This window comes from Kangiella shandongensis (assembly GCF_020005365.1).
Taxonomy (GTDB): domain Bacteria; phylum Pseudomonadota; class Gammaproteobacteria; order Enterobacterales; family Kangiellaceae; genus Kangiella; species Kangiella shandongensis.
In genome coordinates this window covers 242,125-265,349 of record NZ_JACNML010000005.1, presented here as the reverse complement: position 1 = coordinate 265,349, position 23,225 = coordinate 242,125, and the positions used below count along the sequence as shown (strand labels likewise).

Genomic DNA, 23,225 nt, shown 5'->3' with positions numbered 1-23,225 from the left:
TTATATTGCATCCGTTGCTCTTAACGACTGGGCTGGGACGGTATAATCATCAGCTTCATCTTCATCATCGATCTTGACTGAGATCGCCGTAATATTGTCTTTCGCACCCCGTATTAACGCCGAGTGGATCAATGCTTTATTTATATCCACCACATTTTCAGTTTTAAAAAACTGTTCGATTTCACCGTCGGTCAGCTCTTTATTCAGCCCGTCACTGCACAACAGGAAAATGTCTCCTGGCGTTAACTCACCATCTAAGCGCTCTACATTTAAGTCTTGCGCAGCACCAATCGCTCGCGTAATCACATTAGCCAGCGGGTGTGACTCGGCTTCTTCCGGAGGCAAGGCTCCGGAATCAATCAACTCATTAACATGGCTGTGATCTCTGGTGACCTGACCTAAGCTGCCATTTTGATATAAATAGGCGCGGCTATCCCCAGCCCATAAAATCGTATATTGACCTTCGTAACACACCAAAATCACGACAGTGGAACCAACCATGGACTTTTTACCAAACCGCGAGAATGCCATCTGTCTTAATTTCTGGTTGGTGATACTCAGCTCATCAATAATCTTTTGAATAAACTCTTCGTTTGTACCTTTGCGCTCGATGACAGATAACGCATCAACAACCATAGTGCTCGCGATATCGCCGGCACTATGACCGCCCATACCATCGGCAACAACCCACAAGCCTAGTTCTGGTCGTTCAATGAAATTATCTTCATTCACTTCACGCACAGTACCGACATGAGTTGTGCCACTCGATATCCATGAAAAATCATTCTGCTGCAAAAGCTTGTTCCTCTTCTTTATTTATTTTTTCTTGCCAGCCCCACCGTTGCCAGTCGCCATCAAGCATGGCACTAAACCCAGCAACTGGAGGTAACCCTTCACAATACACTAATGCTTTGTCCATTGAACTTGACCCTTCGGTCCACCAAATCCCTCTCAACTGCTCTGTTGAAAATTGCTCAAACTCAAACACCTCAAAGTCCGAAGACTCATGCCATAAGTACTTCATTGTTTCATCATCAACCACAGCGTCTTCTACTGACAATCGCTGCAATAATTCTGACACGGGTGGACGCTCCTCAAACAAAGGAAAGCCCGACTGATTTAGGGATTCAAAAAATGTCAGACTATCCTCACCGTCATCCAAGGTGCTCATTGCCAGTTCTTCCAGTTCAGCAAAACTTTTACAATGGAGCTCGTCACCACACAGCTGACCATCTGCAAAAACTTCCAGCATAAAAAGTGGATAATATCGACCCACTTTGTCGATGCTTGGCATCATAAATCCAACAATATCTTTACCCAATTTCGGATCACTGATAACAAATCGCCAGATCGGACTGGTCAGGTAAAACTTGAGCCAGTCTTCACCAATCTGTTCCTGACTGGTGTTAAATGCTGACTGCAACCATCCGTCCAGATACTCCTGAACGTCATAATCCAGATTGCGCGAAATGAAATCTCCTTTCGCGCGAATTTTACCGAAACAGGCAATCTTTCCTGTCGCTTGATCTTCTATAAGTTGCTCGGACAACGGAAGCCCTCCATTACCGATTTATAGAATGGATTCTTCACACTGCTCGCCTGCAGCTCTAATATGGCGCTGTAATCACCACGCTTGAATTCAACGAAAAACTTATCGTAAGAGAGACTTTCACGGATCTCACCTTTATCCAACAAGCGGAACAGGCTCCAGAAGCCTTTACCCTGGATAACTTCGTTTTTGAAACCACTGGCTGGCGTGAAAGTTACCGTTGCCAAACCGCTACTGTCCGGACCAGGCCAACGCATCGGGTACTGTCTCGCCGGACCATGGCGGTACGGTAGGACCTGACCTTCCATCTCTAATAGAAACTGTTTGACGTTCACGCTCAAGCTGGTTGGCTTGAGTGAGAACTTGATGCTCGGCTGGTTACTGTTTTTTGCAAAGAAGGTCTCACGAATTTTCTTTGCTTTTTCGAATTGGCGTAGCGTATTACGACTGATGCCGATATCACGATGCAGCTTCCAGGGACTGGAAGAAGTGTCCACAAACACCTTTAAGTGTTCATTAAAGAAGTTATTCATTTTACCCTGGTAACCAAAAAAGCCACTGAAGTCATCCAGCGTAATCTCTTTGGCACTGCTCTTATCAACAGGGTAACGGCCATGAATTGCCTGACGACATTCTTGCAGTACGTCACTACGCCAAGTGTCATTCAAATAGCTGTAGGTTCCGCTAGTGGTTAAGGTTTTACCACTCGACTCAATCTGCGTTAACCACTTGTTCATTGGCTTCGGCGTCGAACGTGACTCCATACCAATATTGTTAATCACCGTTGCCGCTTCTGGGCTACTGGTTGCCTGATAGGTTTTTTCAGCTTTGTTGTTGGCGTTACTGATCGACTCGAGGAACGACTTCAGATCTTTCATCGAGTCCAACGTCGTATCCAGCTGAGCTGGCTCACCATTGTCCTGGCCTACAAACTGAATAATGTCGGTGAAAGCTCTATCGACAACTTTTTCCGGATGCTCTTCTTTAGAATAGGCATCCATATTCTTTGGCATCATCCGATTGATACGAGCTACGCGATTACCCACTCGAGTCTGACGTAAACCTTCCGGTGTATTCTCAGCCATTTGGGCAGCATCTTTTAAGCCGCCTTCTTCTGACTTGGACAGTTGAACATTGTCTCGTACCGCCTCGAAGATACGCTTGATCGGAGAGTTTACCCCCGTTAAGTCTTCCAGCATCAGGGCGCCCTGTGCCGGCGTTGAAAATTCTCGAATCTCGATATCATTGATCAGGTTACGCCACATATAAATGTAGTCCTGGAAATATTTATTTTGCACTTCCAGTCGCAACTTGGTGATTTGTTTATCATCCATTAACTCCACTTGCTGATCCGGTAATACCCACGACTCTTCGGCCAGCAGCTTGGTGATTTTCTCACTCTCGGATTTAAAAACACCGTGATAGCCCGTGTAAGTAAATAAGCCCGGAATGCCTTCCTCCAATGAGCGTCCACTTTTGCGGTAAAAATACTGCTGCATGTTGAGCGGAATATTGTTGCTTAACTGAAAACTCGGCATGGCATCACGGTATTCTTCCTTCAGTCGCGAATAAGCCCTGTCCACCAACGACACATTATTGAGTTTGTCCTGAGCAAAATCCACCAGCTTCACATCGCGCTTTGGAAACGGAATGTTCAGATCCAGATAAGACGTTAAGTGCTGCTGCATGTTGTTACGGAACTGACTGTTCAGCTCACCAGCATGCTCACGACGTAAGTACAGACCAAAGAAGTTTTTTATGTCGTCTTTATTCATATGCTCCGGTTCATAGAACATTAAATATAGACGCAGCATTTCATACAAATAATCCGTATTGTCCTCGGCATTAGCCAGCTCGCCTTCGATGCTATTTTGCAGGAAAGGTCCAAAGAAACCGGTTAATGCTTTTTGATAAGCTTCTCGAGCCTGACCACCAAACTTATGCCCCTGATACAAACCAAAACGCATACTCATCGGTGCCTCCTGCTCTGGCGCATAACCTTCCGGGAATTTGCGCAAGACGTTCAAACCATCATTCAGTTCAAGAATGTTGGAATCGGTTTCTAACCCACCTTCTGTCACCGTATCGTATTGTTCTACCAACTGTTCGGTATGCGTGATCAAGGCCTGATTTTTGTAGTAACTATTTACCCACAAATAACTCGCTACCAGTGATAACAACAAGCAAGCAGCATAGCCGACATAACGGAACAGCCGTTGCCTTTTTTCATACTTCAGGTTGGTTCCAACCAGCTCCGATTCTTTAAAGATAAGTTTGGTAAAAACATTTTTTATAAAGTAGCCTTTACCTGAATTATCACCACTCTTATGGCCTTTCAACTTAAAACCAAAGTTCTTTGACAGGTTGCTGGAAATTCTATCGATCGGCGATCCTTCCTGCGTAGCACTGACCAGGTAAATACCGCGTAGCACAAACGGCTCTTCATATCGGTTCTGCAAAAAGACTTCTTTTAGAAAATCGTCGATGCCTTTTTGCGCCATACGTAGCTGTCTCGGGAAGTTAAAGATAGCCGCTTTACGCTCTGGATCGCGCTCTCGCTGTAAACGCTTCATCACTCGCGCTTCGACTTCTCTTATCAGTTCAACAAAGTAGCGATTAAAATCTGTAATTGCGCCTTTTTCGTTTTGATTATTATTGACATCAAAAGTGAAGCCTAATACCTGCTCACGCTCTTCTTTGCTTAAGTCATCAAACGTTTCTTCAAAGCCAGCCAACAGATCGGCTTTGGTCAGCATGACATAGACCGGGACATTCACTCCGAGGTGAACTTTTAATTCCTGGATCCGCTGGCGGATGGCCTGCGCATGATCGTTGCGCTCAGTCTGCGTTTGTCCGGCAATTTCAGCTAAACTGATAGCCAAAATAGCGCCATTCACTGGGCGCATAGGCCGTGTTTCTTTCAGTAGATTCAAGAAACCATGCCAGGCGCGACTGTCCACTTCCTCGTAACTGTCCTGTGTGGTGTAGCGACCTGCCGTATCCAGCAGTACACCTTCATTGGTGAACCACCAATCACAGTTTCTGGTACCCCCAACGCCTTTTACTGGCTCACCACCCATGGCATCTTTCAGCGGAAGACGAACGCCTGAGTTCATTATCGTAGTTGTTTTACCCGCACCCGGTGGGCCAATCATGACAAACCACGGCAGCTGGTAAATATTCTTGCCGTTGAGTTTATTTTTCTCCAAGATCGATAACGCTTGCTTCATTCTATCCTGCAAGACTCCAACTTCCTCTTTGGAGAGTTTCTCGTGCTCGTCTTCTTCTACTGGTTGCTCGACCATGCTTTCAACCAGCTTTTTATTATTTTTATTGGCTTTCGACTTCTGGAACAAATTATACATGGCCCAGATCATTGCCAAGACGAATAAAGTCGCTAAGCGCGCCACTTCACTTTCCAATGGCTTCACATCAGCGATCGATATTAATGGCCCACCAAACCAGATCAACGCGATCACTGCTGCAATAACAATAATGGTAATGACCCATTTATTGGTAAAGAATGCTTTCAGTGCTTTAAAAAACTTTCTCATGACGTCCTTTCCCTATGATTCGTCTACTGTTTTGGCAGTATTCGTTTTTAGTCTCTGTTTATCGTTATCGTCTCTTAGTGACAACATAATTTCTACACGTCTATTTTTAGCACGATTCTCTTCACTGTCGTTCGGGAACATCGGCTCCGCATCGCCGCGACCTTCTGCCGTTATGCGTGTCGCCAAACGCTCGTTTCCACTTAAATAGCGCACTACTGAATTAGCACGAGCCAGCGACAGCTCCCAGTTTGAGTGATAGCGTGCAGTGAAAATCTTTTGATCATCGCTGTGACCGACCACCTCAATATCGCCCGGCACCGTCGTTAATACCTGACCCACTTTTTCCAGTAGTGGCATATATGCCTCATTCAAGCTGGCACTGCCCGAATCGAACATCTGTCCATTCAGGATGATAATGCTGACCTTATCGACCTTTTCCACCACCATCAGCTTGTTCATTTCAATTTCCGTCGACAGTAACTGCCTTAGCTGATTGGCATAATCGACGTACATTTGACTGTTTTCGGATTCAATCTGAGTCTCTGGGATCAATGTTGCAAAACGCTTATAGACCGGATCAGCCTGGGCACTTAGCTGGTAGCTCAATGTCATGTAGAGTCCCAGCATGGCGGCTGCCAACACCAGACCAACCATCCACACGGGTATTTTCTTGGTACTGCTGATGATCTCTGGCACATTGGAACGCCAGCGAGGCGAAATTTCGCGGCTCAACTCACCTTTCAGGCGCGATAATTCCCGATACAGGCGATCCTTATATTCTTCCAGCTGTTTATAACCATTCGGATCGACCCGAAATTTACCTTCAAAACCGAGCTCCAGACAGACGTACATAAACTCCAGTATGTCTTTATTCTTCGCCGGGTTACCTATCCGCGCATCGAGGATTGCAAAGAACTGTTCACCGCCCCAGGTTTGCTTGTAGAAAATACTGAGCAAACTCTTGGTGCTCCACATGCTGTTGGTGCCCCAGGGAGTATTCAGCACCGTTTCATCAATCACGGTACATAAACAGTAACGGGCATCTGAAATGTCATCCATTTCAATATCGGCTTTACGCAGCTGATTTTCAAAATCCCGCATCTGGTTCAGACACTGCTTATGCAACAAATCCACATTATTCACCACTGGCGTATTACGTAACTCCACCGCCAGTGCTATTAAGGTGGTCGCCGCATCCAGTATCGGATTGGTTCCGATCCCGGACACTGAAAAAGACGTGCCCAGAGATGCTTTATTTAACTCAGGGACAACGGTTCCGTCTTCCGCTGGCGGCTTGGTTGCGCGCTGCACGCCGCCCGGTCTTGGGATAACTATCGTTTTATCTGAATCGTCGAATGCTTGTGTCATGTGATGTCCTTATTATTATTTCCTTACGGCCCAGAACTCGAGTTCCAGCTCAGGGAATTCTCCCGACAGGTGGAAAGCGATCCCCCCCGAGGCCCCTAAGCTCTTCCAGTGGGGACTGTTCGGATCCAGCTGGAAGTATTGGAAGTCACGTTTAATGGGTATTTCGCGCGGAGCCACCGGCAGACTGGTAATGCTGATTCCGGGCAACTGGTTATTAACCAGATTACGAATATTCTCCACCGTTCCAATCTTGGTCTGTTTGGGGAATTGGGCACGCAAATCTTCCACCGGTATATCGGCTTTAACGGCAAGAACAAAGATCGCCTGATCAAATAACTTCTTATCGTGAACGGTAGCCACTTTAATACCGTAACGTCGTTCTTCAATGGTAATTGGGCTGGCCGCTTCTTCGATCACGGCACTTAAATAATCTTTCAGAACTGCATCAATAATCTTGAAGGTCTGGCTTAAATCATCGTGTCGATAAATCAAACTGCTATCACAACGACGGCTGGCGGAATAATAGGTTGCCAGCTCACCCTCGAACTGCACTAACAATCGATAGATTAATTCCGGATGAATAAATGGCAACGAAATAAAGTGTTTGAACAAACCTTCATAACGATTGAATAGCTGCAACAATAAAAAGTTCTGAATGGTATTCGAACCACCCTGGCTGACATTCACTACCCGCTCCGACAATGTCGTCGCACGAACAGAGACGGTCGAGATCAGTTGTTTTACTGCCGACAATAGATGGTTGTTCGCTTTAATATCAATCAACGGCGGAATAAACGTTTCATCAAGGATTAATGAGCCGTTGCTGGTGCTTTCTTTGATTTTCGCTATTGGCAGACGCACATGCCCGTCATCGGCACCATTTTCCCCTTCCACCAGCAACTTCATGTTCAGACTCGCCAGCTCCACCGACTCGGCCGAGCGATCGCCTTCATTATAATCCATCAGCTCCAGATCAAATCGGTTATAGCGGAAGCTGTCCTGACTATCGAGACGCTTATTGACCAGCGCCTTATTATTCTGCACGCTCGGTACCGCCAGAAAGATACGCTTTCCAGCCAACTGTTTCTGCTCGCTCAGATCGAGTACTGCCGGAACCGGATCGTTCTGCGGCAAGTTAAACACGGTACCATCGGCTAAAATTCCTCTCGCCTCTGATACCGACACCTGTCCCATCAGCAGCGCATCGGGATCGATAACCAAACGACGAAATCCCCATTGAAAGGGACTCGTAACTGAGACGCGCTGGTTAAGCGTATTCTCAAAATATCGTTCTTGCTGCTGAAAATGGTGTGGGGATAAAAATATCCCCTCGGACCATACTACCCTGTTATCCATTAACCACCTTTATAATTCTTGTGCATCAACTTCGATGGTCACACCTTTCAGTGTGAACGTTACATTATGTTCTTCTCCCGGAACGACTTTTGCGATTGAGCGCCATTTTGCCACTTCGATATCCCTGAACGCCGCTACGATAGCAACATAATTCGTTTTCGGATTAGCGACTAAAGCCTGATGAATTTCATGTCCAGGATTCACCTGATATTCTTTCTGCTTGATAATAGCTTTCGCCAGCTCTTTATCGCTGCCGTCATAAACTGAAAAGAAATCTTTAGTTTCAAACGCCAACTTATCGTTAAGCTCGTATATTTTTATGACCAGCGGCGACGCACGACCTGATGGGTCGGGATTCACCTGTTTGTCTACCATCACGTTCAGCCGTACTTCGGCGCCCTCATCGTCACCAAAAAACGAACACCCCGTTACGACTAACGCAAGCCCTAAAGTCAAAACACTTCTTAGTAGTTGCTTCATGCTTTCTTGCCTCAATATTGATATCTAAAATTGTCAACTAGCGCCTAATTTTCTTAACTGCGCTTCATAAGCCGCAGCAAAGTCTTCTGAAAATGTTTTCTCAGAGCCCTGACCTACTTCACTCTGAGCTTCTTGATGTAGCGTTACAAAAATATCCCACAACTTTGCTTTTTTCGCTGCGGGTAACACTTTATGTAATGCCGATTCATTCTGATTCGCTCGCGCGATCTCTTCCGGATCCAGAGTATCTAACACACCCTGTAATGCCCCCTGCGTTCCAGCCATAAGAGCCAATTCATGAGAGCTCATATCTTTAAAGCAACTTTCAATCGCCTGGAACCACGGCAAGAATCCCGGAACCTGACGTAAAAACAGGTTACGCATCGCTTCATCCACATTGATCGAGAATTTAAGCGGGTTATTTTCCTGAGTGCGTATGGTGGTCTGCATGACACGAAACTCGCTTTTCATGTCTGAGCGCGCACGTAAAATATCCAACATGCCCTGTAGCGAGAAACGCAGTGCTCCACCCATGGCTTCAAACAATGCTGGCGATACATCGCGTGGTAAATCTTCTTCACGCAAACCTGCTGCATTGAGAAATGCCGTGAGATAGGTCTTGGCCTGTTCCTGGCTAATACTGTCAAAGCTCGAGTTCTGCGCAACACCTGGAGCTGCAGCTGGTGGCGGCGTTTTAGGTGCAGTCGGTTGTGGTGGCGGAGCCGGGACCGGTTGTGGCGACGGCGTTGTTGGCTGTGCTGGCGGCTGTTGGACAGGCTGTGCCTCCACTGGCGGTTGCTGAGGTTGCTGTAATGGCTGTGGTGGCACCGACTGTTGCGGCGGTACCGACCGATCAGCCGGTGTCGGCTGCGGTTTGACTTCCTCAGCTCGAGGCTGTGGTGGTACGGATGGCTCCGCTGCTGGCCTTGCCTGCCCAGCTGGCGCTTCACCACCATTCTCATCCCAGTCTTCAGGGATCTGAGCCATGGGTGGCGTAAAGTTTTCCGCATACGGATCCTGACTTAACGCTTCGGTATGAGTTTCCATCGATGGTGCTGAGTCTACGGTGTTTTGAGCCACGGGTTGCTGCGCCACCGGCTGCTGGACACTGTTATGATTCGTCGTTGCCGCCTGTTGCGCTTCCACCGCCACTTCGATCTCGTAATCGCCTAACTGTAGATAATCACCATCTGACAACGCCTGGCTATTACCTTTGCCTAACGGCTGAACGGAACGATTAACAAACAAGCCGTTGGTTGAGTTATCAGTGATATAGAAGCTACCCGCTTGATAACTGATATAAGCGTGAACACTCGATATGACCTTGTCAGGATCGGGTAACACCCAGTCTGATTTTGCCGAGCGGCCGATACTGCCTCCATGCTCATTAAAGCTTTGTTCAACGACTTGTCCTGGTGTCAAACGGTGGTAGCTGGTGACTTTTAATTTAAGAGTATTCATCCAGAAAATCCCTAATATCTATAAATTATCTTGTATATTTTTTATTCATCTGAACAAATATATTTGTCCAAATAGTGCACATTTTTTAATTTTATTTCAAAAAATCTTGGTAAGCATGGATATAATAACACTGAAACCATGACTTAAATATTAAATTTCTTAGGCGCTTAACTAATTTCCACCAATCAGAGACCATAAATAATAATATTTAACAAGCAATAATCAAGCTACTATTTCAAATAATGTGAACATTTATTCAAGATAAAATATAAATTGATGATTTTTCCGACATGATGTAGATTATTAGGTCGATTTGGATGCCGCTGATCAATAGTTTGAGGATAAAATGACTGATCAAGATAATAATGAAAAAGAGAATCTAACTTCAGAGAAAGCACAGGAAGGTGAAATCCAACACGATCAGCCCGTAGCCGCTGAACCATCAGCTTCCGAAGCTTCGCCACAATCGTCGAACGATTCGGCGCTCTCCCATCCTCCATCACCGATTGACGAGGACGAGGATGACGATAAGACGGTTGTGCAGAACATTAGTAATCGCTCACAAACGCATGCTTCTCAGCAGGTCAACCTGAACATTGGTGACACCCTGTCTGAACGTTACAAATTGGTAGAGAGTCTTGGTGCCGGCGGCATGAGCGAGGTTTACAAAGCCAAAGACCTGTTTGCCGAGGACGCAGGAGACAAAAGTCCTTATGTTGCGGTTAAAGTTCTCAGCAACGAATTCGCCGATCACCCGGATGCCGTTACCATCATGCAGCGTGAAGCCAAGAAAACTCGCGAACTGTCTCATCCGAATATAGTGCAGGTCTTTGATTTTATTTTCGAAAAGGACCTGTGTTACATCGTCATGGAACTGCTGGAAGGCGAGTCGCTCGATAAGCTGATCAAGCGCAGCCGTCCAAACGGCTTACCCAAAGCCGGCGTGCTCAAAGTTGTTCAACAAATGACTTCTGCTTTGAGTTTCGCTCACAAGAAAGGCGTACTCCACAGCGATCTGAAACCAAGCAATATTTTCATTACCAATAATCAGGACGTTAAGATCTTTGACTTCGGTGTCGCCCGCGCCTTAAAGCAGCAAATTGACGAGTATGCCGTACAGACGCACAGCGATGAGCCTGAATTTGATGTTGGTGGCTTTACCCCGGCCTATGCCAGCCCCAATATGCTGAGCAACCAACCGATTGACGTTCGCGATGATGTTTATGGTTTGGCCTGCATTACTTACGAAATGCTAACTAGCAAGCATCCCTATGATCGGAAACCGGCCGATAAAGCCTTAGCCAAGAACTTGCAGCCAAAAAAATGCAAGAAGCTATCAGTTTTTGCCTGGAACGGACTGAAGAAAGGTCTTGCCTTAAAGCATAACGAGCGCGCCTCAACGGTTGATAACTTCTATCTTGGCTTGACTAAGAAACACAGTAAACCAATACTCATTGCTGCCAGTATTCTCGCCCTAAGCTTTGTAGGCTATAAAGTTTGGAGCACCGATCAAACGCAAATTAAGGCGTTAAAATCTGAATTGGCAGCGCTACAAAATGAGCAGTCTAAACTCGATGCAGTCCTGGCGACTGATACCAAGCAGATGGATACCGCGCTGAATAATCTCAGCAACTTAACGGAAGATCATAAAGCCAGCGCACTGAATCAGTTACGCCAGCCCATTTATGAATACTTTTCTAACAAGGCGGCGTCAGCTCTGAAAACAAAGAATGGTAAGTACCCCAACTACCCGGCAGCCTTAGCTGTTTTTACCGATGCTGAAGAATACCTGACGGATTCCGAACAACTGGCGAGCTATAAGAGTCAGGTTCTATCCAACCGGAATCAGCTTCTTAACAGTCTAGAATTGAAGTATAACAGCCTACTCGAGTTGCAGGATTATGCCGAAAAAGAGAACGGCAGTGATATTTACAGTTTGCAGGCCGATATGAAACAAATTGCCCCGCAATACCAGCCAAATATCAGCCAGCAGGCGCAAAATCTATTCCTAACCTCGCTCACCGAGGCTATGAACAGTAATAACTTTGCCCAGTTGCAGATGTACCAGAAGGTCGGTGATCAGATCTTTTCTCATAACCAGCAATTTCAGAAGCTGAAATCTGAAAGCATGCAATACCTTTCTGCCGCCGATAAGCTGGGAACCTATCAAAAGGAAGTTGCCGACAACCAAGAGGTCGCCTTCCCCTACGATGCTGCGAAAATCTTCTACAATAAGACGTTCGAAGATTTCAACAATCAAATCGAAACCGCCGAAACGGTCAAGGCTCTGGACAGCATTGCTGAAGAAATGCAGCCTTTAGCGGACTCACTGCCATCGGACTTTGAGTTGCTGAGAGATACCAAAACCAATCTCGGTAATGCTTATATTAAGCAGGCGGACAGTTTGAATAGCCGCAGACGTTACCGTCAGGGTGCCCGAACGCTAAAGAAAGGACGGGAAATCCTCGATCAGGTGGCTAAAGAGCAAAGCTAGCCCCCTTTTTCTTCCTATATACTGCGTTAACATTGGGAGCTGCAAACAGCTCCCCTTTTTTTACTTTCTTGCCAAGTAATAGCTCAATTCTGACACCCGGTGCCAAGCTTTTGCCTGCTGTTTAAAGGCAACAAACGACTGCAGGATCCTGTCATCTAACTCGGTTTCGGCCTGCTCGTTGAGCATTTCTTCCGATATGGACTCAAGTTCAGATAGTACATCTTGTGGCAAGGCACGAAGCTCAACACCGTGTCGCTCGATCAAGGTCTGCAGGGCTTGATTATTCTTCGCGGTAAAGTCGGCTAATAAATCGGCATTTGCAGTACGGCAGGCGGTGGTCACGATCTGTTGCAAGTCCTGTGGCAATACCTCGTAAGCTTTTTTGTTAATCAAAGCCTCAAGCGTCGTGCCCGGCTCATGCCAGCCCGGATAATAGTAATATTTTGCTGCTTTAAACAAACCAAACGCTAAGTCATTATAAGGTCCCACCCATTCCGCGGCATCGATGGCGCCGGTCTCCAGCGAAGTAAAGACTTCGCTGCCCGGCATCAGTACCGGAATGCCGCCAGCGCGACGCCAGACTTCCCCACCGAGTCCCGGAATACGCATTTTCAAACCTTTAATATCATCCAGTGAGTTGATTTCTTTATTAAACCAGCCGGCCATCTGCACCCCGGTATTACCGCAAGGTTCCGGGATCAAACCTAGAGGTTCATACAGCTCTCGCCATAGTTCCAGGCCACCACCATGCAGCAGCCAACCGTTCATTTCCTGCGCATTCAGTCCAAACGGCACCGCCGCAAAAAATGGTGTCATTGGCAACTTACCTTTCCAGTAATAGGATGCACCATGCCCAATCTGTGCCGCACCGCTGGCCACCGACTCGAACACCTGTAACGCCGGCACTAATTCACCAGAGCCATACACTTTGACTTCCATACGGCCGCCGCTCAACGTGTTAATCAGCTCGGCCAAATATTCGGCACCTTCACCCAATCCCGCAAAGTTTTTCGGCCAAGTCGTGATCATGGTCCACTTAATAACTTCGCCATCCCACTTTTCCACTGGCGCAGCCTGAGTCTGCTTTTCTTCCCCAGAGCAAGCACTTAAACCAGCTACTGCCGCTCCAGCACCCAGCGCTCCAATAAATTTTCTTCTTTTCATACGGACTTTTTTAGATGATTTCTGGCAACAATGTACCGAGTATAATAAGCTAAGGCAACTTTGATTATAAAAAGTAATGGGGGTTTTCCATGTCGAGCTTTATTAATATTTACGAACAAGCACTCGACCCAGAATTTTGTCAGAAATGCATTGATAAATTTGAACAGAGTCCACACAAACATCAGGGTGAGACTGGGCACGGTGTTGATAAAATCAAAAAGAACAGTACCGATATTACCATCAACCGCTACCCTGATGAGTGGCAGGAAGAAATGCAGCACCTGCAGAATGTGGTCCTGCGCGGTATGATCCACTATGTGCGTCAGTATCCTTTTCTACTGGCTGGAGCCGTCTCCTTGATGTTTCAGAATAAGGACGGCGAAATGGAGCAGTTGAGTTATGTCGACGTCGAAAAAATGGACGACCAGAGCTTGGCCCGTTTCATTCAGGCGGTTTATCGCTTAGGTCCGGTTAACATTCAGAAGTACAACAAAGGCGAAGGCGGCTATTTCCACTGGCACTCGGAGCACTACCCGCATCCAAACGACCCGAATCAGGATTCACTGCACCGTACGTTACTGTGGATGTTTTATTTAAACGATGTTGAAGAAGGTGGTGAGACCGAATTCTTCTACCAGCAAGTTAAGAGTAAGCCCAAGCAAGGCTCACTGGTAATTGCACCAGCCAGTTTTACCCACACTCATCGTGGCTTAAAACCTATCTCTAATGACAAGTACATTTTCACCAGCTGGGTGCAGTATCAACGAGCAGCCGATATGTATGGTCAGAATCAACAGCCGCAACAAAACAACAATCAACCGGGGTAACCACGCCCTGATCAAAAAAGCGGATCAAACGATCCGCTTTTTTGCCACCGCAAAGATTAGAAAGTCACAGTCACTTCACCGGAACAAGTGCTATTGCCTTCCTCACAGACCTGGTAACTATAGCTTCCCTGACCACGGTTGTTGGTCGAATCGGTATAACCACCACTGTTCGCTACTGTCGCGATTAACTGACCATCACGATAAATATCCACATTGGTTGATGTGGCTCCACTCCATGCCAGATCAATCGTATGGCGTCCTTTCACCTTATAGCCATTGGCACTCAGATTAATGTCACCACCACTGGAATCGGTTACCGTGACATCCTGAGTCGCCGTTCCCGTAGCACCGTCATCGTCTGTCACCGTTAAGGTTACTGAATAAGTTCCTGCACTGGCGAAGGTATGGCTGACATTGACTCCTGATGCACCAAACGACCAGTTGTAACTGACAATACTGCCATCACTGTCCGCGCTTGCAGAACCATCAAAATCACAGCTTAAGTCAGTACAGCTATACGTAAATGCTGCTGTCGGCGCCTCATTTTGCGGCGGCTCACTGCCACCCACCGCTGCGACCGCAGCGGCCGCATCCAGCATACCGGCACCACAGTTACTGGTGCTACAGCTGGAACCACCGGGGAAGGCTTTTGCCGAGTCTTTAATCGCCTGTTCAACCTCATCTGGCGTCAACCCCCCATTTGCGGCGAACATTAACGCCGCAACGCCTGCCACATGCGGCGAAGCCATCGAGGTTCCCGCATAGTAGGCATAAATATCATTACCCGGCGTCGTCGCACCATCATTCAAGGTCGAGGCTACGCCATCAGAGCCACTTTCACCACCCGGCGCAGCAATATCGATCAAACTGCCATAGTTAGAGTAACTGGCGCGATCGGCCTGCTTATTGGTTGCCGCCACCGAAATGACGCCATTACAGTTGGCTGGCGTAAAGCCCGACACGTCAGAATTTGAATTGCCGGCCGCTACTACGACCACAGCACCATTTGCCCGCGCGGTATTAACCGCATCCTGTGTCACAGAGCCGCACTCGCCAGAACCGCCGAGACTTAAGTTTAATACCTGTGCAGGGTTGGCATTAGCTGGCGTGCCGGATACGGATCCACCCGAAGCCCAGACAATGCCATCGGCTATATCCGAGGTATAGCCGCCACACTTGCCTAACACACGAACCGGAACCACCTGTGCATCATGGGCAATACCGGCCACACCAATACTATTGTTGGTTAGCGCCGCTACCGTTCCCGCAACGTGGGTACCGTGCCAGCTGGAGTCACGTCCCGTAAAGTTAAATCCGCACTCGAACGCTTCGTACCAGTCACCCGGATCGCTGGCGTCGCTATCCCGCCCATCGCCATCGTTAGCAACAAAAGTATCTTCTATCATGTCATAGCCACCGGTGATATTGGCCGCCAAGTCCACATGAGGTCGATACCCAGTATCTAATACGGCTACTGTCGTTCCTGCTCCTGTCGAACTATCCCAGGCCGCTTCCAGATTTATGCCGGCCACTGCATCATGATAATGCCATTGCAGAGGATAATGCTCGTCGTTTGCAGTTGCCGATGGTTTCACCATGACATCAATCTCGGCAAATTCGATATCCGGATCCGAATTCAACCTTTTGATTAATTGATTTAATTGCTGGTGGCTTTGTTTCTTACTTAGCCTGATCACCTGCCCCTTGTTAAAGGTAAATTTCCGGTGCTGCAATTGCTCGGCTGCTCGCGCACTCATGTTAAGCATAGCCCGAGATGACGCCTTCGCCTCTATATCGACACCCTCTTTATACTTAATGATAATTTGATCACTGGTGGGTTGCGCTTTGACTCCAGCGGCAATACTCATACCCACGGCTAACGCAATGATTGATTTTTTCATATGACTTTCCCCTTTGATCCTTTTTCCTTCAGTTTGTTGTGTTCTATGGAAGAAGCTCTCCTCATAGAACGACCAGTTATAGCAACTGGTTAATATTTGCTCAATTTATCAGTTCACGCTTTTCCATTGAGGTGTAAAAAAAGCGCTCCGAAGAGCGCTTTCTATGCTTTTAAGCCTTACCTCAATTAATGTTCATCGTGATCGTCAACAATATCATCGTAGCCTTCGGCTAAGGTAATATGATGTACCCATAAAGTGCCATCTGTACCCTGCGATACTCGGATTTGAACACGCCCTTTTTGCCAGACTTTAATGCCTAAACCACCATTTGAATTGCTACCACATTTTTTAGGGCCGCCACGACAAGGTTTATCACTGCCACTGGCATCTGCTGTTTCATAACCATCGTTATGGCTGTAGATGTCTGACAGTAACTGTCTGTCATGCGAATTTGGCCATTGACTGTTTACATCATTAGAATAGTCCATACAGGTTTGCTGACTGGAACCATCTTCCGAGGTATGTCCTAAGCCATAGACATGACCGATTTCCTGACACATCACGTGGTTACGATAAGCCGTCGATGAAGTCGCCAGATAACTATCGTTCATCTTAGCAGTACCCTGGACAATATGACCATTCGAATCGAGGTTAATCGATGCCAAGCCAGCCCAGCCATTGTAGCCGTAGCTATCATTACAAACTCTCATCTTTCCGCTTGACGCTTTACATCTTTTTCGAGCTTTCTTACTATCGTCTGCGCTGATTTCAGTATGAACAATTGGAGTGCCTTGCTCCCACTGAGATAATGACTCGGTATAAGAATCCTGCCAATCTGGAGTGACACTATCAATGACTGGTAAATTCAGTCCATTACCTAATGTAGCCCAATGATAGTCAGCCCATTGGTGATCGGCTGAAGCAGGCGTAGTAACTGATAACAATGCCGCTCCCATAGCAGTTAGAAGTATTTTCTTCATGATTTCCCCCTGGATATGTTGTTATGGTGCTAATTTATGCCTATCTATGTTTACCCTATCGCTGTATAAAAAATAATCAACCCGTTCACATTATCAGATGTTTTTACGATGTAGCGCTATCCTGACGCATAAAAAAAGCGCTCCGAAGAGCGCTTTCCTAACCATCATTTAAGCTGATAATTATAGGTGTACGATTGGATCCGGGTTTCCATCTGGGTCGTTTCCAGCCGTACCGTCTGTGCCTGGATTACCGTTTTTCAACATAATCACAGCACAGGCTGCTGGTGATGCCATTGAGGTTCCTGACATGGTAGTCGTGCCACCACCTTTCTTCAGAGACAGGATGCTAACACCTGGTGCAGCGTAATCTACTGGTGGGTTACCGTAGTTAGACCAGTATGGCATGTTGTCGCTTGAGTCAGTCGCAGAAATGGTATACACGTTATTGCCATTTGCGCGTGCAGGCGAGTAGTTGTTCGCGTCATCACCATCATTACCTGCCGCTAGTACAAAGTAAGCACCAGAGCTTTGCGCTGCCGCTTCAACCGCATCATCAAGCTCCTGGCTCACTGGGCCACCCAGACTCATGTTGGCACAGTCGCCGGCCGAGGCGTTAGCCGCAACGTGATCCACACCCGCGATAACACCAGAATATGAACCAGAACCACGCGAATCTAGAACTTTTACTGGAACAACCGTTGCGCCTGCAGCGATACCCACAACGTCCTGTGAGTTGTCGAGCGCCGCAATCGTACCCGCTACGTGAGTACCGTGGCCATTACCATCATCGGTATCTGCATCTTTACCTTTAGTAAATGCAGTGAAGCCACGGCTCGCATCAACATTCAAATCACCGTGATCGGTATCAATACCAGTATCCAGTACCCAAGCAGTATAACCGCTACCGTCCTGAGCACCACCAACACGTGTTACGCTCCATGGTGTTGTTTGCCCAGTGTTACCACCGCCGCCTGGCTTACCTTTAAAGCTGACGCTTACAACACCGTCTGGAGACATGCGTTTAATGTTCATGTCGCCGCCAAATGCTTTTGCTGCAGCGTGGCAAGGTGCGTTTACCGTAAATCCTTTAATCGAGTTTGTATAAACGTGACGTACCGAAGATTCTGCACGCTTAGCCATACCTTTAGCTAACCCTTTCACCTCAGAAGCATTTAAGTGATCTTGTAAAGTCACAATACAACGATTCTGTACGTTGAGTTCGTCATTGGATGAATAGGTTGGTTCCACAGCCATCGATTGTGCAGAGACAAAAGCCATTCCTACGGCACTGGCGATTAAAGTTCTTTTCATTAGAGATTACCCCTCTAGTATTTGTTTATTAAAATCATAGACTGAACTTTCAAATCAAATTATATAATCCGAAAGCAAGCCTTTTATAACAACAAATAATAGATCAAACAAGCCATTCAGCACTATTTGTGAATTGGTCTTACCAATTAGATAATCTAATGCAAAAACGCATAGAAATTAAACCTCTGGACAATAAAAAAGGCAGGTAAGAACCTGCCTTTTTAACATCGCTAATCAGTGATTAGCCACATTTTTTAGGGCCACCTTTACAGGAACCACCGTCGTCACCGCTGCCATCATCGACAGAGCCAGTACAACCGTTAGCCGTCAGGTAGTCGCTCGCAGCTTTTGCTTTTACGATACCGTAACCGAAGTAGTCATCACGACCCACAGCACCTTGGTCTTCAGCCGTCGCTTTTAAAGCGTTACGGATTTCAGTACCAGAACAACTTGGGTGATTTGACCAAACAAGAGCAGAGATACCAGCTACCGCAGGTGTTGCCATTGAAGTACCGCTCATGTAGCCATAATCGCTAGGACCAACAGACACAGAGGCCGTTGTCGCTGCTAAGATAGCGTCACGATCTTCAAGTGCAGTTCCCACCACAGGAATCGTAGTTGTATTGGTATCGCCTAGCGTGCCGTACAACATACCTGATTCATTGTTAATAATGATTGCGCCAATACCACCAGAGTTCTCACAGTTAGCAGTTTTATCATGGAAACTGATGCTACCACGGTCAATCACACAGATTTTACCATTAGCGCCAGCGTCTGTGGCATCACCCAGCCCCATGTAGTAAGTGTCGCCACTGGCGTCACCGTTGTTTTCCATACCTGATGAAGCAATACCAGCACCGTCAATTGTCGCCGATGAAAGCGTTGCGCCGCCCGCTGGATAAGTTGATAGCGTATCAACACCACCTGCTGTTACTTCAACGCAAAGACCGTCATCTGTTTGGCCTTTATCTTTACAGCCTGGGTATTGTGAGAAATCAGCGATGTTGTTATCAGCGTCGTTAGCGCCAACCATCATTACTGACTTATAACCCGCAGGGTATGAACGTACGTTATTACCGTCGTTACCAGCTGCAGCCAACACTAAACCACCGTTTGCAGTGAAAGTGTCGAATGCACTCTCTTCTATACTGTTAGCACGACCACCACCGAGACTCATGGTGATAATGTTTGCACCAGCTTGAGTACATTTATCAGCCGCGTATGCCAAGTCTGAAGAGTAACCCCAGCCAGACGCATTGAATACTTTGATGATATGCATCGGAACGCCCGGTGCCATACCTACAACACCAATACCATTATCTGCCGCACCTACGGTTCCCGCCACGTGAGTACCGTGTGGACCGCCGTCTCGGAACCAGTCGCCTGTACCCGAATCGTTATCACCGGTGATTACAGTCCAATCGAAATCATTGTTCTTGCCACCAGTTTCACCGTCAGCACCAGCGATACCAGAATCGATAACACAAACTTTTTGACCAGAACCAAGCACTAGTTGATCCGCTTGTGACTGGTATACTGCGTAAGGTGTTAACTGCTCAGCAGTTGGATCACCCTGATCATCATTCCAAATTGCCATTGGGAAACGCTTCACGTCTTTTTCCATCTTCTTGAAGCCTTTCATACCACGAACGGCACTTTTCCCCTTCTCATTTAAATCTGCTGCAAACCAGCCATTACCTTCAACTAATACGTCATGCCCTTTCTTCAGGCCTTGGCCGTTATTGTCATACGATACGATTACACGCTCAGCGTGGGCAGCTGCGCCTAAAGCTAGTACAGTAGCAGCACATGCCATTTTCATTTTAAATTTCATATTACCCCTCATTTGGTATTTACTTTTTTATAAGCAATAAAAAAGCCCCATCTGCTTATGGTAATTTCTCAAGAACTATCCATAGCATCTGAGGCTGAGATGCATTAAACCAATTTATGTAAAGATATGTCAACTGGCAAATTTACTAATCCGACTTGTTTGTCACAAATTTTACATTCTATTGATTCGTCAATTCGTCATCATCGCCATAAGCCATACACTATTCCTTTCACTACTGTATTCATAATCTTCCGTGTGACAACGACCATCGATCAAACAGGTTCGTATACTAAGATTTGCTAATACACTCCTTTGGATGGGTCGCCCTTCAGTCAGCTTTAATGACTGGCTGGTATTTAGCCAGGATAATCTCCCGGGGCATATTGTTTTATGACTGCTTAATTGCTTCTACTACATTGGTCATGTCTTCAAAACCGATAAAATCGTCCAGCTTTGATTAGCAGCATGCCTGCTCCCCCCGAAATCACGCCATCACAGACTTCCATCACAAAAAAAAGCGAGCCACAAAGGGCTCGCTTTCGTTCTTTCAAAGCAGAATATCATTAGAAGACGACATTCACTTCTGCAGAGCAAGTTGACGTACCCGCTTCACATACCTTGTATGTGTAAGCTGCACCACCACGACTATTCATCGCGTCGGTATAAGCACCGTCATTCGCTGTTGTTGCGATCAAGCTACCGTTACGATAGACGTCAACGTTAGTCGAAGTCGCGCCGCTCCAGCTTAGGTCCACATGGTGACGACCTTTCACCTTGTAACCATTCGCGCTCAGGCTCAGATCAGCACCCGTAGAGCCATCAGACACGGTCACATCTTGAGTCGTTGTATCTGTTGCGCCAGCATCGTCCGTTACAGTCAAGCTCACAGTATAGGTACCTGCCGCTGCAAAGGTGTGCGATGGGTTAGAGCCCGTTGCCGTATTACCATCACCAAAGTCCCAGCTATAAGACGCAATGCTGCCGTCACTGTCAGAACTGCTTGAACCGTCGAAGCTACAGCCTAGGTCAGTACAGCTATAACTATAGTCAGCGACAGGAGGTTGATTAGTCGTAGAACCACCGCCACAGCTTTGTGTCGCCAGATAGTCGACTGCTGCTTGAGCTTTAACTAGACCATAACCGGTTTTATTGTCACGACCCGCTGCATCAAGATCTTCAGCCGTTGCTTGTAGCGCTGAACGTACTTCAGATGCGCTACAACCTGAGTGGTGACTCCATACTAGTGCTGCTACACCACTAACGTGAGGCGTCGCCATTGAGGTACCGTTATAGTATTCCCAGTCCTGACCACCATCTTTAGACATGCTTGCTGTTTGACCAGCCAAGCCAGCTAACTCAAGACCCGTTGCACGATCGACCGATACGGTTGGAGTACCCTGGATCTTGCCATTGAAGTCAACCATAAATGGTGCTTGTAGACCTGGACGGTCCGCGTTACTGTATACGACGATACCCGCAGCGCCAGCGTCAGCACAGGCATCTGCACCACGATATTCTGGATAATTATTTTCTGTACTGCTTGTATCATCACCTTGGTTCTCACCACGCTCAACGAGACAGATTTTACCCGTCATATCAGGACAGCTATAAGAAGTACCCGAAGTCGTACAAACCCCAAGCTCGCCAGAAGCCGATCCTGCGTTACCCGCATTGTCATAGCTCAAGCTGCTGTTATAGAAGGTATGAGGTACCACGCCATTAGCAAAGTAGTCTGTACCACCGACTGTCAACTGACCAAGGTAGCCATCACCAAGTCCAACGCTTGATAGGATCGCTTCACCCGGTCCCGACAGCTCAACCTGATTGGTTTGCTGTGAGAAATTGGCATGCATGTTGCCTGAGTCAACCGCAGCGATCGATACGACCGCGTCATACGATGCAGGATATGAATGAGCCGTATTACCATCGTTACCCGCTGCAGCGATACTCAATACACCGTTGCTGTAATGGTTGCTGAACGCATTGTCTTCTGTGCGGCTACTGCGTGAACCACCAAGGCTCATACTGATCACGTTAGCACCAGCGTTAACACATTCGTCAGCCGCTGCAACCAGATCAGATGAGTAACCCCAGCCTGATTCATTGAACACTTTGATGATGTGCAAATTAACGTTACCGTTCGGCATCACACCAACCACGCCAGAACCATTTGCAACACCCGCAACCGTACCTGCTACGTGCGTACCGTGCGAACCGCCTGGCTCATACCAGTTACCGGTACCCGAATCGTTGGTACCAGAGACGTTATTGGTGTCCAGGTCTGAATGACGAATATCGTAACCTGAGTCGATGATACACACCGTACGGTTACCTGCATTCGCATCTGAAGCCACATCGGCCTCAACGCGAGAAATACCCCAAGGCTCAACCTCAGTGGTATTTAAATCTGTTGATAGTAGCTCACGCTGTACGTCGCTTTCGACGTATACAACGTTAGGATTATTACGCAGACCTTTCAATGCTTGAGCTGGAACTTCCATCGCAAACGCATCGTGCTTTGCCAGGTCAACTTTGAGCTCACCACCAGCTTTCTTTGCCATGGCTTTAACCGCCTGGCCATTGCCTGGTGTGAATTTAACGATTACTCGCTCTTTCTCAGCAGCTTGAGCCGAAACGCCCAACGCGACTAGAGTGGCTGCGCAAGCCATCTTTAATTTAAAAGACATTATACCTACCCCTCTCTTTTCAGAGTCTTCATTTGAATATGCTAACGACTCTCACACCTTCTATTATCCTTATAGTCCCAAGACCTATGTGAAAGCCGCGAGAGAAGATTAAAGCAGCTAATGCGTATACGCATCAAGCATAAACTTAATTATTTTACAAAGTTGCTACTAACCGTTACAGAATAGATTTATTTTAGATTCAACAAAATGAACTGATATAAAAAAAGGCCGCTAAAAGCGACCTTTTTTATCAGCAATC

At 46.9% G+C, this 23,225-nt stretch carries 15 protein-coding genes; 2 read left to right on the top strand and 13 right to left on the bottom strand.

Features of this window, described 5'->3' with window-relative positions; genetic code table 11:
* Genes H7708_RS07900 through tagH form a run of 7 tightly spaced genes read right to left on the bottom strand, consistent with a single transcriptional unit; the run spans nt 1 to nt 9,768 of the window.
* A complete protein-coding gene (locus H7708_RS07900) occupies nt 1–795 on the bottom strand; it encodes a PP2C family protein-serine/threonine phosphatase (protein ID WP_223669961.1) in 795 nt (264 codons plus the stop codon).
* Complete coding sequence (gene tagF, locus H7708_RS07895) at nt 782–1,549, bottom strand: type VI secretion system-associated protein TagF (RefSeq protein ID WP_223669960.1); 768 nt, start codon at nt 1,547–1,549, stop codon at nt 782–784. Before tagF ends, H7708_RS07900 begins: the two co-directional genes overlap by 14 nt.
* Complete coding sequence (gene tssM, locus H7708_RS07890) at nt 1,531–5,103, bottom strand: type VI secretion system membrane subunit TssM (RefSeq protein ID WP_223669959.1); 3,573 nt, start codon at nt 5,101–5,103, stop codon at nt 1,531–1,533. Before tssM ends, tagF begins: the two co-directional genes overlap by 19 nt.
* Nucleotides 5,104–5,115: 12 nt before the next feature.
* Nucleotides 5,116–6,471 (bottom strand): type IVB secretion system protein IcmH/DotU, encoded by a 1,356-nt coding sequence (gene icmH / locus H7708_RS07885; RefSeq protein ID WP_223669958.1) that lies wholly within the window; start codon nt 6,469–6,471, stop codon nt 5,116–5,118.
* A 15-nt stretch (nt 6,472–6,486) separates the two neighbouring features.
* Nucleotides 6,487–7,827 carry a type VI secretion system baseplate subunit TssK gene (tssK, locus tag H7708_RS07880; protein ID WP_223669957.1) on the bottom strand — a complete coding sequence of 447 codons (1,341 nt, stop codon included), beginning with the start codon at nt 7,825–7,827 and terminating at the stop codon, nt 6,487–6,489.
* 9 nt (nt 7,828–7,836) lie between these two features.
* Complete coding sequence (gene tssJ, locus H7708_RS07875; RefSeq protein ID WP_223669956.1) at nt 7,837–8,307, bottom strand: type VI secretion system lipoprotein TssJ; 471 nt, start codon at nt 8,305–8,307, stop codon at nt 7,837–7,839.
* Between the two features lie 33 nt (nt 8,308–8,340).
* Nucleotides 8,341–9,768, bottom strand: a complete 1,428-nt coding sequence (tagH, locus tag H7708_RS07870) for a type VI secretion system-associated FHA domain protein TagH (RefSeq protein WP_223669955.1) — start codon at nt 9,766–9,768, stop codon at nt 8,341–8,343.
* Nucleotides 9,769–10,114: 346 nt separating this feature from the next.
* Here tagH and H7708_RS07865 point away from each other — a divergent pair, with 346 nt between their 5' ends.
* Nucleotides 10,115–12,262: a serine/threonine-protein kinase gene (locus H7708_RS07865; protein WP_223669954.1), complete on the top strand. Its 2,148-nt coding sequence runs from the start codon at nt 10,115–10,117 to the stop codon at nt 12,260–12,262.
* Nucleotides 12,263–12,322: 60 nt separating this feature from the next.
* On the opposite strand, the gene H7708_RS07860 is transcribed toward H7708_RS07865, so the two are convergent.
* Nucleotides 12,323–13,426: a TRAP transporter substrate-binding protein gene (locus H7708_RS07860; protein WP_223669953.1), complete on the bottom strand. Its 1,104-nt coding sequence runs from the start codon at nt 13,424–13,426 to the stop codon at nt 12,323–12,325.
* 89 nt (nt 13,427–13,515) lie between these two features.
* On the opposite strand from H7708_RS07860, the gene H7708_RS07855 reads away from it, so the two are divergent.
* Entirely contained in the window at nt 13,516–14,253 is a 738-nt protein-coding gene (locus H7708_RS07855; RefSeq protein WP_223669952.1) for a 2OG-Fe(II) oxygenase, read from the top strand.
* 56 nt (nt 14,254–14,309) lie between these two features.
* Here H7708_RS07855 and H7708_RS07850 read toward each other — a convergent pair whose 3' ends face one another.
* From H7708_RS07850 to H7708_RS07830, 5 genes are all read right to left on the bottom strand, one after another.
* Nucleotides 14,310–16,154, bottom strand: coding sequence for a S8 family serine peptidase (locus H7708_RS07850; protein WP_223669951.1), 1,845 nt, complete (start codon nt 16,152–16,154; stop codon nt 14,310–14,312).
* 185 nt (nt 16,155–16,339) lie between these two features.
* Nucleotides 16,340–17,134 carry a hypothetical protein gene (locus H7708_RS07845; RefSeq protein WP_223669950.1) on the bottom strand — a complete coding sequence of 265 codons (795 nt, stop codon included), beginning with the start codon at nt 17,132–17,134 and terminating at the stop codon, nt 16,340–16,342.
* Between the two features lie 180 nt (nt 17,135–17,314).
* Nucleotides 17,315–18,445 carry a S8 family serine peptidase gene (locus tag H7708_RS07840; protein ID WP_223669949.1) on the bottom strand — a complete coding sequence of 377 codons (1,131 nt, stop codon included), beginning with the start codon at nt 18,443–18,445 and terminating at the stop codon, nt 17,315–17,317.
* A gap of 241 nt (nt 18,446–18,686) precedes the next feature.
* Nucleotides 18,687–20,279, bottom strand: a complete 1,593-nt coding sequence (locus H7708_RS07835; protein WP_223669948.1) for a S8 family serine peptidase — start codon at nt 20,277–20,279, stop codon at nt 18,687–18,689.
* A 563-nt stretch (nt 20,280–20,842) separates the two neighbouring features.
* A complete protein-coding gene (locus H7708_RS07830; protein WP_223669947.1) occupies nt 20,843–22,966 on the bottom strand; it encodes a S8 family serine peptidase in 2,124 nt (707 codons plus the stop codon).
* Nucleotides 22,967–23,225: the final 259 nt, after the last annotated feature.

Excerpts from the sequence above, each read along its gene's own strand:
- tssM (WP_223669959.1), bottom strand. The coding sequence starts at position 5,103 with ATGAGAAAGTTTTTTAAAGCACTGAAAGCATTCTTTACCAATAAATGG.
- icmH (WP_223669958.1), bottom strand. The coding sequence starts at position 6,471 with ATGACACAAGCATTCGACGATTCAGATAAAACGATAGTTATCCCAAGA.
- tssK (WP_223669957.1), bottom strand. The coding sequence starts at position 7,827 with ATGGATAACAGGGTAGTATGGTCCGAGGGGATATTTTTATCCCCACAC.
- tssJ (WP_223669956.1), bottom strand. The coding sequence starts at position 8,307 with ATGAAGCAACTACTAAGAAGTGTTTTGACTTTAGGGCTTGCGTTAGTC.
- tagH (WP_223669955.1), bottom strand. The coding sequence starts at position 9,768 with ATGAATACTCTTAAATTAAAAGTCACCAGCTACCACCGTTTGACACCA.
- H7708_RS07865 (WP_223669954.1), top strand. The coding sequence starts at position 10,115 with ATGACTGATCAAGATAATAATGAAAAAGAGAATCTAACTTCAGAGAAA.
- H7708_RS07860 (WP_223669953.1), bottom strand. The coding sequence starts at position 13,426 with ATGAAAAGAAGAAAATTTATTGGAGCGCTGGGTGCTGGAGCGGCAGTA.
- H7708_RS07855 (WP_223669952.1), top strand. The coding sequence starts at position 13,516 with ATGTCGAGCTTTATTAATATTTACGAACAAGCACTCGACCCAGAATTT.
- H7708_RS07850 (WP_223669951.1), bottom strand. The coding sequence starts at position 16,154 with ATGAAAAAATCAATCATTGCGTTAGCCGTGGGTATGAGTATTGCCGCT.
- H7708_RS07845 (WP_223669950.1), bottom strand. The coding sequence starts at position 17,134 with ATGAAGAAAATACTTCTAACTGCTATGGGAGCGGCATTGTTATCAGTT.
- H7708_RS07840 (WP_223669949.1), bottom strand. The coding sequence starts at position 18,445 with ATGAAAAGAACTTTAATCGCCAGTGCCGTAGGAATGGCTTTTGTCTCT.
- H7708_RS07835 (WP_223669948.1), bottom strand. The coding sequence starts at position 20,279 with ATGAAATTTAAAATGAAAATGGCATGTGCTGCTACTGTACTAGCTTTA.
- H7708_RS07830 (WP_223669947.1), bottom strand. The coding sequence starts at position 22,966 with ATGTCTTTTAAATTAAAGATGGCTTGCGCAGCCACTCTAGTCGCGTTG.